Here is a 12,686-nt window from a genome sequence, read left to right on the forward strand (position 1 = left end):
ATGACTGCCCTGCCGCGCGGACGCCCGGCACCGCTGCCGGGACCCCGCCCGGTCCCGTGCGCCTGACGGCACGGGACCGGGCACACCGGTCACTGACCGGCGAACTTCCCGCTGACCGCGTCGTACACGCCCTTGGCCTCGTCGCCCAGTCGCGGACCGGCCAGCCAGCCCGACGTGACCGGGCCGATGGAGGTGTTGGACACCAGCGCCGGCTTTCCGTCCGAGGACGTCGTGACCCAGCCGCCACCGGACGAACCGGCGGTCATGCTGCACCCGATGCGGTACATCGTCGGGTCCGACTGGTTGAGCGACAGCCGTCCCGGCTTGTCCTGGCAGCGGTAGAGCGTCTGTCCCTCGTACGGCGGGGCGGCCGGGTAGCCGATCGCCGTCAAGTCCTTCACCTTCGGCACAGCGGGAGCGTTGAAGTCCACCGGAAGCGCCGAACCGACGGTCTCCTCCAGCGACTTGCCGTCGCCGCCCTTCTCCGGCGTCACATGGATGACCGCGAAGTCGTACGAGGCTCCGTCACCGCCCGTCGAGCCGCCCTGCTCGATCCACTGGTCCGAGGTCTGCGCCCAGTCGCCCCACCAGACACCGTAGGGAGCGACCTCCTCCTTGGTGGCAGTCTCCAGCTCCTTCGCCGACTTGCCGCCGTCGTTGTACGACGGCACGAACGCGATGTTGCGGTACCAGCCGCCCTTCTTGCCCGCGTGCACGCAGTGCCCCGCCGTCCACACCATGTTGGACTTGCCCGGGTTGGCCGGGTCCTGCACGACCGTCGCCGAGCACACCATCGTGCCCTCGGGGGAGTCGAAGAACACCTTGCCCGCCGTGGGCGCGTTGGCGTGGTACGAGGCCGGAATCGCCTCGGCCTGCACCGGCTCCGGGGTCGGGTCCGTCACGCCCTGGTCACCGGAGATGTCGCTCTCGTCGACCCCCTGGTCGGGCTCCTCGGCGTCCCGCATGCGGTCCGGGTCCCACAGGCCCTCGATGATCGGGTTGACGTAGTCCTGGGCCTCGCGCAGCCAGTCGTCCTTGCTCCAGTCCTTCCAGGCGCCGTCCTTCCACTTGTCGATGTCGATCCCGTGTTCCTTGAGCTGGTCCTTGATGTCGTCCGGGATCTTGAGCTTGCCGTCGTCGGCCGCGGCGGTCGCCGACCCCTCGCCCCCCGCGTCGGCGTCGCCCGAATCGCAGGCGGTGGCGGTGAGGGCGAGCGCAGAGGCGAGCGCGACAGCGGCCAGAACGGGGGAGGTCCGGCGAGCCCTCCCCCCTCGCCGAGCGGTGAACGACGGACGTATGGATCGCATGATCTGACTCCCCCTGGAATGAACGAACTTGGCGCTTCGGCCGTGTTCCCGCCCGATCCGCACCGGATCCGAGAGGCGCTCCCACGGCCTTCGGGAACGGCATCACACACTATGCGCTCGCCGTGGGGGACGTCCGACGGAACGGCAACGGTTCGGCTACAAGCCGTCTGACCTGGCCGATCGTCCGGAGATCGGCCGATTTGAGGCCGGTGCCCCCGAGTTGCCGGCCCACCCGGCCAGGGATCCCGGGGGCATCCCGTAACCCGGCGGGCGGTCCGGGGTTGGTAGCTGTGAGGGGCCGCCGCCCGCGCGCGGATTCCCCCTTGTCACCACTTCACCTACCGTCACCAGCCGCACCGGACGCCCCGTCTCTCCGATCGCCGTCGAGCCCGGCCGGGCCGGCGGCCGGACACCGTGTCCCCGGACCCTCACCGCACCACCCGGACCGCTCCCCGAGGACCTGCCCTTGCACACCACCCCCACACCGGCCGACCGCACCAACTCCCTGGTTCCCCACCAGGACGGGAAGCCGCCCCTCACCGAGTGGCTCACGAGTACCGGCACCAGCCCTCTGGACCACCCCGACCCCGACACGGCGGCGCAGGCGGCGGGCGTGGAGAACCTCCTGCGCTGCTGGGTGCGCGAGACCGGCGTTCCCGCCCCGGACGGTGACGTGCTGCGTCTCTCCCTCCCGGCCGACGGCATGGCCCTGCTCGTCCCCGTCCTGTACTGGTCCCCGACCGGCCTGCACCGCTTCGGCCTCCCCCGTCTGGCCGACGCCCCGGCTTCCGCGCCACCGGTCGACGCGGTCCTGCTCGCCGCCCTCCTCGGCCGGGAGAACGCCGGAGCCCACAGCCGGGCGAACGCCGCCCTTCTCGGCCGGGAGAACACCGGCAGCCACAGCCGAGGGAACGCCGCTCTCCTCGGCCGGAGCAACACCGGCGGCCACAGCCGGGAGTACGTCAGCAGCCACCAACCGGTAGGTCCGTCGGCCGACGACGGCACCGCCCTCGTCGCGCGCGTCGCCGACTCCGTTCGGCGAGTCGCCGCCTTCCTCAGCGACCGCCGTGAGAACACCGCCGACCACCCCGATCTCTTCCTCGCCGCGGAACAGGCACTCGTCCTCGGGCATCCGCTGCACCCGGACCCGAAGAGCCGTGACGGCCTCTCCGACGCCGAAGCACAGCGGTACTCGCCCGAGTCGCGCGGCTCCTTTCCCCTGCACTGGATCGCCATCGCCCCCTCTCTGCTCGCCACCGGCTCCGCCTGGACCGAACGCGGACGCCCCGTCACCGCGACCCACCTCACCGCACGTCTCGCCGGCACCGGACTGCCGCTGCCCGACGGCTATGCCGTGCTGCCCCTGCACCCCTGGCAATGGCGCCAACTCCACCTCCGCCCCGAACCCCACGCCCTGCTGGGCGCCGGACTGCTCCGCGACCTCGGTGCTCACGGCGCTCCCTGGTTTCCCACCTCCTCCGTACGCACCGTCCACCGCACCGGCGCTCCCGCGATGCTGAAACTGTCACTGGGCCTGCGCATCACCAACTCCCGCCGCGAGAACCTCCGCAAGGAACTCCACCGAGGTGTCGAGGTCCACCGACTCCTGCGCACCGGACTGTCCCAGCAGTGGCGGGCCGCACACCCGGGCTTCGACATCGTCCGCGACCCGGCTTGGATCGCCGTCAACACACCGGACGGTGACCCCGTGCCGGGACTCGACGCCGTGATCCGGCACAACCCCTTCCAGCCGCTCGACGACGTCACCTGCGTCGCCGGTCTCGTCTCGCCGCGCCCCCGACCCGACGGCCGTACGGTGTCCCGGCTGGCCGAGATCGTCGCCCGCCTCGCCGCCCGAACGGGACGACCGTCCGGAGCCGTTGCCGCCGAGTGGTTCCTGCGGTACCTCGAGCACGTGATGCGGCCCGTGCTGTGGCTGGACGGAGAGGCCGGAATCGCCCTCGAGGCACATCAGCAGAACACCCTGCTCCTGCTGGACAGCGACGGTTGGCCTGCGGGCGGCCGCTACCGGGACAACCAGGGCTACTACTTCCGCGAGTCGCGACGCGCGGAACTCGACGCCCGGCTCCCCGGCATCGGCAAGCACAGCGACACCTTCGTCTCCGACGATGTCACCGACGAACGCTTCGCCTACTACCTCGGCATCAACAACGTCTTCGGTCTCGTCGGAGCCCTGGGATCCCAGCGCCTGGCCGACGAACGGCTGCTGCTCGCCGCCCTCCGCAGATTCCTCGCCGGAGTTTCCACCGGGCCCGCCCGCACGCGCAGCACGCTGCCTGCCCGCCTGCTCGACTCACCCGTCCTGCGCTGCAAGGCGAATCTGCTGACCCGCCTGCACGGCCTCGACGAACTCGTCGGCCCGGTCGACACCCAGTCCGTCTATGTCACCATCACCAACCCCCTCCACTCGTGATCTCCGCCCACATCGGCGACTGGGGCCCCGTCTGCACCCCCGCGGGCCGCTTCCGGCTCGCCCCTGTCCGTATCGAACGCGATCTGCCCGTCCTGGCACGGTGGATGAACGACCCCGCTGTCGCCCGGTTCTGGGAACTCGCAGGACCGCCGGCCGTGACGGCCGACCACATCCGGTCCCAACTCGCCGATGCGGGACGCAGCGTCCCGTGCATAGGCGTGCTGGACGGTATGCCGATGAGCTACTGGGAGATCTACCGCGCGGATCTCGACCCCCTGGCCCACCACTATCCGGCCCGACCGCACGACACGGGTCTGCACGTCCTCATCGGTGCCGTCGGCGACCGCGGGCGAGGCCTGGGCAGCATTCTGCTCAGAGCGGTCGCCGACCTCGCCCTGGCCAGAAGGCCCGCCTCACCACGTGTCGTCGCGGAGCCCGACCTTCGCAACATTCCCTCCGTCACCGCCTTCCTCAACGCCGGCTTCTACTTCTCGGCCGAGACCACCATGCCCACCAAACGAGCCGCCCTCATGGTCCGCGACCGGTCCCTGTGTCATCTGATGTAGCGCTCCGTCACTGCTCTTTCACATGTGGTACACCGGCCGCGCCGTCGCGGTTCCCACTCGTGCCGCGGCAATTTCCCGGCCGGCGGCTCCGCACCAGCGGTACGGCCGGGGGGCCGCACCCACCCGTCACCCCTCGCCCCGCCTCGCAGAGGAGCCCCGTCTTGATCGCACCTCCGGCGTTCGCCGTGATCGCACGAATGTCAGTGCCGGGTCGTAGGGTGGTCGCGCTATGACGAAGCCCTCACTCCCCGAACTCCTGCACGCTGCCGTCACCGCCGTCGGCGGTACGGAGCGTCCCGGCCAGGTGACCATGGCCGAAGCCGTCGCCGAGGCGATCGACGACAGCGCCCATCTGCTGGTCCAGGCCGGCACCGGAACCGGAAAGTCACTCGGATATCTGGTGCCCGCTCTCGCGCAGGGGGAGCGGGTCGTCGTGGCGACGGCCACGCTGGCCCTGCAGCGCCAGCTGGTGGAGCGAGACCTGCCGCGCACGGTGGATGCCCTGCATCCCCTGCTGCGCCGCCGCCCGGAGTTCGCGATGCTCAAGGGCCGTTCCAACTACCTGTGTCTGCACCGGCTCCACGAGGGCGTGCCCCAGGACGAGGAGGAAGGCCTCTTCGACCAGTTCGAGGCGGCCGCGCCCACCAGCAAACTGGGCCAGGACCTCCTGCGTCTGCGTGACTGGTCCGACGAGACGGAGACCGGAGACCGCGACGACCTCACGCCGGGCGTGTCCGACCGGGCCTGGTCCCAGGTGTCGGTGTCGTCCCGGGAGTGCCTGGGCGCCACGAAGTGCGCCTACGGCGCCGAGTGCTTCGCCGAGGCGGCCCGCGAGCGCGCCAAGCTGGCCGAGGTGATCGTCACCAATCACGCCCTGCTCGCGATCGACGCCATCGAGGGCGCGCCGGTTCTGCCGCAGCACGAGGTGCTGATCGTCGACGAGGCCCATGAGCTGGTGTCCAGGGTCACTGGAGTCGCCACGGGAGAGCTCACCCCCGGGCAGGTCAACCGGGCCGTGCGGCGCGCGGCGAAGCTGGTCAACGAGAAGGCGGCCGACCAGCTCCAGACCGCAGCCGAAGGGTTCGAGCGGCTGATGGAGCTGGCTCTCCCCGGCCGGCTGGAGGAGATCCCGGAGGATCTCGGATACGCGCTGATGGCGCTGCGCGATGCCTGCCGCACCGTGATCTCCGCGATCGGGAGCACCCGGGACAAGTCCGTCCAGGACGAGGACGCGGTCCGTAAGCAGGCACTGGCCTCGGTGGAGAGCGTCCACGACGTGGCCGAGCGGATCACCCACGGTTCGGAATGGGACGTGGTCTGGTACGAGCGGCATGACCGCTTCGGCGCGTCCCTGCGCGTCGCCCCCATGTCCGTCTCGGGACTGCTGCGGGAGAAGCTCTTCACGGACCGCTCCGTCGTCCTGACCTCCGCGACGCTGAAGCTGGGCGGCGACTTCAACGGGGTGGGTGCGTCCCTGGGGCTCGGCCCCGAGGGCACCGAAGGGGACGACCTTCCGCAGTGGAAGGGTGTCGACGTCGGTTCGCCGTTCGACTACCCCCGGCAGGGCATCCTCTACGTCGCGAAGCATCTGGCGCGCCCGGCCCGTGACGGCGATCGCGGTGACATGCTGGACGAGCTCACGGAACTGATCCAGGCGGCGGGCGGCCGCACGCTGGGGCTGTTCTCCTCGATGCGGGCGGCGCAACTCGCAGCCGAGGAGCTGCGCTCCCGGATTCCGGAGTTCCCCATCCTCCTCCAGGGTGAGGAGACGCTCGGCGAACTGATCAAGAACTTCGCGGCCGACCCGAAGACGTGCCTCTTCGGCACGCTGTCGCTCTGGCAGGGCGTGGACGTACCCGGCCCGAGCTGCCAGCTGGTGGTCATGGACAAGATCCCCTTCCCGCGCCCGGACGACCCCTTGATGAGTGCCCGCCAGAAGGCCGTGGAGGAGGCCGGCGGCAACGGCTTCATGGCGGTCGCCGCCACTCACGCGGCGCTGCTCATGGCACAGGGCGCCGGCCGCCTCGTTCGCGCGTCGGGCGACCGGGGCGTGGTGGCCGTACTGGACCAGCGGCTGGCCACGGCCCGTTACGGCAGCTATCTGAAGGCATCGCTGCCCGACTTCTGGTACACCACGGACCGCAACCAGGTCAGGAAGTCCCTGACGGCGATCGACGCGGCGGCGAAGGCCCAGCAGCCGGCGGAGTGAGCGGAGCACGACTGACGCGGTGCGCCCCTCTGCCGTAGGGCGGGCGTCCGTGGAGAAACACGTCACCGGTACCGATGTCTGTCGCCGGGTGGCCCGTGACCGGGGATCGGAAGCCGGACGGCGGTGCGGTGTCGGTCGTCCGCCCGGTCCGGATGCCCGTGGGGCGGTGGCGTGGATGCCAGGGGGCACGCCGCGATCGCCGGCTGAGTGGTCCCGTAGCCCCGAGGCCCGGATGCCGCGCATGGGGCGCTGGAGTCCGGAAGCGCGTGGTGTCCGGTCGCCTGGACGTGAGGGCGCAAAGACGTCTGTGCTGCCCGCGTCCAGGCGACCGACAGCCCCGGCGTACCGTGCCGGCACGGTACGCACGCCGACCCCGTCGGTACGGGCATCCCCGCGCCGGCGGAACCGGCCCGCGGTTCCGGACAGCACAGGACCCCGGAACCGGCGCAGGGGTCCCGGGGCCCGGTCGAGGGGCGGGGCGGGCGTCGAGGCTGCCCCGCGCCGTGCTCAGACGCGGCGCAGAACGGCCACCACCTTGCCCAGAATGGTCGCGTCGTCGCCCGGGATCGGCTCGTAGGCCGCGTTGTGCGGGAGCAGCCAGACATGGCCGTCCTCGCGCTTGAAGCGCTTGACGGTCGCCTCGCCGTCGAGCATGGCCGCCACGATGTCACCGTTCTCGGCGACCGGCTGGCGGCGGACCGTGACCCAGTCGCCGTCACAGATGGCGGCTTCGATCATGGAGTCACCCACGACCTTCAGGACGAACAGCTCACCGTCACCGACGAGCTGCCGGGGCAGGGGGAAGACGTCCTCGACGGACTCCTCGGCGAGGATGGGCCCACCAGCGGCGATACGGCCGACCAGTGGCACGTACGACGCCGCCGGCTTGCCCGCGGTGTCCGTGGGCTGCACGGACGCCGCCTGGTCGGAGCCACGCACCTCGTACGCGCGCGGGCGGTGCGGGTCGCGGCGCAGGAAGCCCTTGCGCTCCAGGGCCATCAGCTGATGGGCCACGGACGAGGTGCTGGAAAGACCGACCGCCTGGCCGATCTCACGCATCGACGGCGGGTAGCCGCGCCGCTGCACGGAGTCCCTGATGACCTCGATCACGCGGCGTTGGCGGTCGGTGAGCCCCGAGCTGTCGGCCCGGATGCCGGGAGGTCGGCCCGGGAGGGAGCGCTTGTGCCCCTCGGGATTCGTGGCTTCGTTCATCGCATGCACCGGCTCGATCCGGCCCTGGGGGCGGTCCTGGGCAGTGATGGCGGCACTGTCTGCGGTGGTGGTCACGTCGGCCCCTCTCGATGGTCTCCCTGCAGCACAACGGTAGTTGCTTTCGAAAGGTTGCGCCAAACACACGTTCGAGTGAAAAATCGCGAATTGTTGGACGCGATCTTTTATCGAGGTGTATTGGCCGCCACGCTTCCTGCCGGACAAACGGGCCATTGTTGTACTCTTCACCGCCGAGGCGGGGCCTCGCGGTACTGGGCCTCAGTCTGCCATCGGGTGCCCCCTGCCGCGTGAAGCGGGCCCCTCTCTCTTCGGGAGTCGCACGCCCCCTCCCCGCCTCCGGCACGGCGCCTTCGCATCGCGCGGCGCTCCGGTGCGTCGTGCCCACCCCGTCGCGCGCGACACGCGTGCAAGGTGTGGATGTATGAGCCAATCCCCACATCTAGTGGTTGGATCGCTACAGCAGCCCAGAAGTTGTGGTCCCCCGGGTCTCGGAGCCCTCCGCGATCGCCTATGCTGGTGCTGCTTCGTGAGGCCCAAGAGGCCGCGCGAGGCCAATGAGTCTGCTGTGAGGAGGGTTGGGAATTCATGCACTGCCCCTTCTGCAGGCACTCCGACAGCCGTGTCGTCGACAGCCGTACGACCGACGACGGCACGTCGATCCGCAGGCGCCGCCAGTGTCCGGACTGCTCCCGTCGTTTCACGACCGTGGAGACGTGTTCGCTCATGGTGGTCAAGCGGTCCGGAGTCACCGAGCCCTTCAGTCGCACCAAGGTGATCAACGGTGTGCGCAAGGCGTGCCAGGGCCGCCCCGTCACCGAGGACGCCCTCGCCCAGCTCGGGCAGCGCGTCGAGGAGGCGGTGCGGGCCACCGGGAGCGCCGAGCTGACCACCCACGACGTGGGGCTGGCCATTCTCGGCCCGCTGCAGGAGCTCGACCTCGTCGCCTATCTGCGGTTCGCGTCCGTCTACCGGGCGTTCGACTCGCTCGAGGACTTCGAGGCCGCGATCGGGGAACTCCGGCGGGCGGAGCGGCCCGCCGTGGCCGACGACGAGGGCGAGGAAGTCGTCCCGGGGGGCCAGGAAGACGACAGCGGGACCGCCCAGGTCCCCCTGCCCGCTCCCGCCACCGGCTGACGGCGGACCGGCCCCGGCGCGTCACGCGCGGGGACCGGCCAGGCGGCGACGAGCGGCGATGAGAAGACCTGTTGCGGGCGGATCAGTGGTGCCCGCAGCACCAGACAGAACATCGTGCCACGGGAACAATCGGGGCACTTCAGGGCGTTTTTGCCCGTACAGGGAGGCGGCATGACAGAGACGGCGAGCGGTCCGGCACGGAGTTCCCGAGCCAAGAGCAACAAGGCCGGCAAGGGACTGCGTGTGGAGCGCATCCACACCACTCCCGGAGTCCACCCGTACGACGAGGTGGCCTGGGAGCGCCGTGACGTCGTGATGACCAACTGGCGCGACGGCTCGGTCAACTTCGAGCAGCGCGGCGTCGAGTTCCCCGACTTCTGGTCGGTGAACGCGGTCAACATCGTCACCAGCAAGTACTTCCGGGGCGCCGTGGGCACCCCGCAGCGCGAGGTGAGCCTCAGGCAGCTCATCGACCGCATCGTGAAGACGTATCGGAAGGCCGGCGAGGACCACAGGTACTTCGCCTCGCCCGACGACGCCGAGATCTTCGAGCACGAGCTGGCGTACGCCCTCCTGCACCAGATCTTCAGCTTCAACAGCCCCGTGTGGTTCAACGTGGGCACGCCCCAGCCGCAGCAGGTCTCCGCCTGCTTCATCCTGTCCGTCGACGACTCCATGGAGTCGATCCTCGACTGGTACAAGGAAGAGGGCATGATCTTCAAGGGCGGCTCCGGCGCCGGCCTGAACCTCTCCCGGATCCGTTCCTCCAAGGAACTGCTGTCCTCCGGCGGCAACGCCTCCGGCCCGGTCTCCTTCATGCGCGGAGCCGACGCCTCCGCCGGCACCATCAAGTCCGGCGGCGCCACCCGTCGCGCGGCCAAGATGGTCGTCCTCGACGTGGACCACCCGGACATCGAGGACTTCATCGAGACCAAGGTGAAGGAAGAGGAGAAGATCCGCGTCCTGCGCGACGCGGGCTTCGACATGGACCTGGGCGGCGACGACATCGCCTCCGTCCAGTACCAGAACGCCAACAACTCGGTCCGTGTCAACGACGAGTTCATGCAGGCGGTGGAGCAGGGCGGCAAGTTCGGTCTGCGCGCCCGGATGACCGGCGAGGTCATCGAGGAGGTCGACGCCAAGGCGCTCTTCCGCAAGCTCGCCGAGGCGGCCTGGGCCTGCGCCGACCCGGGCATCCAGTACGACGGTGTGATCAACAACTGGCACACCTGCCCGGAGTCCGGCCGGATCACCGCGTCGAACCCGTGCAGCGAGTACATGCACCTGGACAACACGTCCTGCAACCTTGCCTCGCTGAACCTGATGAAGTTCCTCAAGGACGACAGTCAGGGCAACCAGTCCTTCGAAGCCGACCGCTTCCAGAAGGTCGTCGAGCTGGTCATCACCGCGATGGACATCTCGATCTGCTTCGCCGACTTCCCGACTCAGAAGATCGGTGAGAACACCCGCGCCTTCCGCCAGCTCGGCATCGGCTACGCCAACCTGGGCGCCCTGCTGATGGCGACCGGCCACGCGTACGACTCCGAGGGCGGCCGCGCCCTCGCCGGCGCCATCACCTCCCTGATGACGGGTACGGCGTACCGCCGCTCCGCCGAACTCGCCGCGATCGTCGGCCCGTACGACGGCTATGCCCGCAACGCCGACGCCCACAAGCGCGTCATGAAGCAGCATGCCGACGCCAACGCCACCGCCGTGCGCATGGACGACCTGGACTCCCCCGTGTGGGCCGCCGCCACCGAGGCCTGGCAGGACGTGGTCCGCGTCGGCGAGAAGAACGGCTTCCGCAACGCGCAGGCGTCCGTGCTCGCCCCGACCGGCACCATCGGCCTGGCGATGTCCTGCGACACCACCGGTGTCGAGCCCGACCTGGCGCTGGTGAAGTTCAAGAAGCTGGTCGGCGGCGGCTCGATGCAGATCGTCAACGGCACCGTCCCGCAGGCCCTGCGCCGCCTGGGCTACCAGGAGGAGCAGATCGAGGCGATCGTCGCCCACATCGCCGACAACGGCAACGTGATCGACGCCCCCGGTCTCAAGCAGGAGCACTACGAGGTGTTCGACTGCGCCATGGGCGAGCGTGCCATCTCCCCGATGGGCCACGTCCGCATGATGGCCGCGATCCAGCCCTGGATCTCCGGCGCCATCTCCAAGACGGTCAACATGCCGGAGACGGCGACCGTCGAGGAGGTCGAGGAGATCTACTTCGAGGCCTGGAAGCTGGGCGTCAAGGCCCTCGCCATCTACCGCGACAACTGCAAGGTCGGCCAGCCGCTCTCCGCGAAGACCAAGGAGAAGGAGAAGGCCGAGGTCACCGAGAAGGCCGAGGAGACAATCCGGGCCGCGGTCGAGAAGGTGGTCGAGTACCGCCCGGTCCGCAAGCGCCTCCCGAAGGGCCGTCCCGGCATCACCACCTCCTTCACGGTCGGCGGCGCCGAGGGCTACATGACCGCCAATTCCTACCCGGACGACGGTCTCGGCGAGGTCTTCCTGAAGATGTCGAAGCAGGGTTCGACCCTCGCGGGCATGATGGATGCGTTCTCCATCGCCGTGTCGGTGGGCCTCCAGTACGGCGTGCCGCTGGAGACGTACGTCTCGAAGTTCACCAACATGCGCTTCGAGCCGGCCGGTATGACGGACGACCCGGACGTGCGGATGGCGCAGTCGATCGTCGACTACATCTTCCGCCGCCTGGCGCTGGACTTCCTGCCCTTCGAGACGCGCTCCGCGCTCGGCATCCACTCCGCCGAGGAGCGTCAGCGGCACCTGGAGACGGGTTCGTACGAGCCGTCCGACGACGAGCTCGACGTCGAGGGCCTGGCCCAGTCGGCGCCGCGCGCCCAGGAGCTGAAGGCGGTGGCCGCGCCGAAGGCCGAGGCCGAGGCGGTCAAGCCGGCCCCGCAGCAGGTCCACACCAGTGCCGAACTGGTGGAGATGCAGCTGGGCATCCAGGCCGACGCCCCGCTGTGCTTCTCCTGCGGGACGAAGATGCAGCGCGCCGGTTCCTGCTACATCTGCGAGGGCTGCGGCTCGACCAGCGGCTGCAGCTGACGCGGCCGACACCCCCGGGCGGCGCCCGGGGGTGAGGGACGGCCGAGGGCGGTGGTGCCGGAGTCCCGGCGCCACCGCCCTCGGCCGTCCCCCCGGGTCAGGAGCGGCGTGAGGCCCCCATCTCGCGGCTGAACGCCGCCGGGTCGCCCTCGAAGCCCTGCACACCGGCGCGGAACTCCCAGGGGCCCGCCCCGTCCCGGACGAACTCCGCCACCGTTGCCGCGGTGGCCCCGAGGACACCGCCGAAGTCGTCCTCCGCGAGCACCGTGTAGCCCTCGCGGATGCGCAGCCCGGCGTTGCCCACGCCGGAGAACGTCCGCAGTCCCTGGTGCTGCTGTATGACGACGCCGACCACCACGCGCGCGTACCGCTGGGCGAGCCGGTCCAGCTCCAGCGTCATGACCTCGTCGTAGCCGAAGCCCTTGCCGTCCTTGCTGTCCCGGTTGAGCGTGATGGTGCCGTCCGGGGAGCGGCTGTCGAAGTGCACGACGTACGCGGGATCGCCGTGAGGGGCGTCCGCGAGGTAGGGAGCGGCGACGAGATCCAGGTCGGTGGAGGGCTGCCCCGCCGGACTCGGGTCCCACCTCAGCGCGATCTCGACCTTGCGAATGCCCTTGTTGAGGCCGTCCACCAGTCTTCCCCTTCCCCGTGACCGTCCTGCCCGCACACCGCAACTGCCGGGCCTTTCCGGCAGGTTGTCCATCCTGCCACGCGCGTGGCGGCTAACGCCGGTAAGCAGT

8 protein-coding genes are annotated in these 12,686 nt (G+C 70.1%); 5 read left to right on the forward strand and 3 right to left on the reverse strand.

Translation table 11 applies throughout. The features are described from left to right. Nucleotides 1-89: 89 nt before the first annotated feature. Nucleotides 90-1,307, reverse strand: a complete 1,218-nt coding sequence (locus IF28_RS0131875) for a trypsin-like serine peptidase (protein WP_030227711.1) — start codon at nucleotides 1,305-1,307, stop codon at nucleotides 90-92. A gap of 466 nt (nucleotides 1,308-1,773) precedes the next feature. Between IF28_RS0131875 and IF28_RS0131880 the strand changes: the two genes are divergently transcribed. From IF28_RS0131880 to IF28_RS0131890, 3 genes are all read left to right on the forward strand, one after another. Beyond that, a complete protein-coding gene (locus tag IF28_RS0131880; RefSeq protein WP_037894443.1) occupies nucleotides 1,774-3,741 on the forward strand; it encodes an IucA/IucC family siderophore biosynthesis protein in 1,968 nt (655 codons plus the stop codon). Beyond that, on the forward strand, nucleotides 3,636-4,307 hold the full coding sequence (locus tag IF28_RS0131885) for a GNAT family N-acetyltransferase (RefSeq protein ID WP_037894455.1): 672 nt from the start codon (nucleotides 3,636-3,638) through the stop codon (nucleotides 4,305-4,307). Before IF28_RS0131880 ends, IF28_RS0131885 begins: the two co-directional genes overlap by 106 nt. Before the next feature lie 229 nt (nucleotides 4,308-4,536). Further along, complete coding sequence (locus IF28_RS0131890; protein ID WP_030227717.1) at nucleotides 4,537-6,516, forward strand: ATP-dependent DNA helicase; 1,980 nt, start codon at nucleotides 4,537-4,539, stop codon at nucleotides 6,514-6,516. 507 nt (nucleotides 6,517-7,023) lie between these two features. Here IF28_RS0131890 and lexA read toward each other — a convergent pair. Next, the gene (lexA, locus tag IF28_RS0131895) at nucleotides 7,024-7,803 is read right to left on the reverse strand and encodes a transcriptional repressor LexA (RefSeq protein WP_030227721.1); all 780 of its coding nucleotides are present in this window, start codon (nucleotides 7,801-7,803) and stop codon (nucleotides 7,024-7,026) included. A gap of 528 nt (nucleotides 7,804-8,331) precedes the next feature. Between lexA and nrdR the strand changes: the two genes are divergently transcribed. Both nrdR and IF28_RS0131905 read left to right on the forward strand, forming a co-directional pair. Next, on the forward strand, nucleotides 8,332-8,880 hold the full coding sequence (gene nrdR, locus IF28_RS0131900; protein WP_030227724.1) for a transcriptional regulator NrdR: 549 nt from the start codon (nucleotides 8,332-8,334) through the stop codon (nucleotides 8,878-8,880). Between the two features lie 171 nt (nucleotides 8,881-9,051). Continuing rightward, nucleotides 9,052-11,946: a vitamin B12-dependent ribonucleotide reductase gene (locus tag IF28_RS0131905; RefSeq protein WP_030227726.1), complete on the forward strand. Its 2,895-nt coding sequence runs from the start codon at nucleotides 9,052-9,054 to the stop codon at nucleotides 11,944-11,946. 97 nt (nucleotides 11,947-12,043) lie between these two features. On the opposite strand, the gene IF28_RS0131910 is transcribed toward IF28_RS0131905, so the two are convergent. Continuing rightward, nucleotides 12,044-12,577 (reverse strand): TerD family protein, encoded by a 534-nt coding sequence (locus IF28_RS0131910; protein ID WP_030227730.1) that lies wholly within the window; start codon nucleotides 12,575-12,577, stop codon nucleotides 12,044-12,046. Nucleotides 12,578-12,686 lie beyond the last annotated feature (109 nt).

The sequence above is a fragment of the Streptomyces sp. NRRL WC-3626 genome (assembly GCF_000718785.1).
Classification (GTDB): domain Bacteria; phylum Actinomycetota; class Actinomycetes; order Streptomycetales; family Streptomycetaceae; genus Streptomyces; species Streptomyces edwardsiae.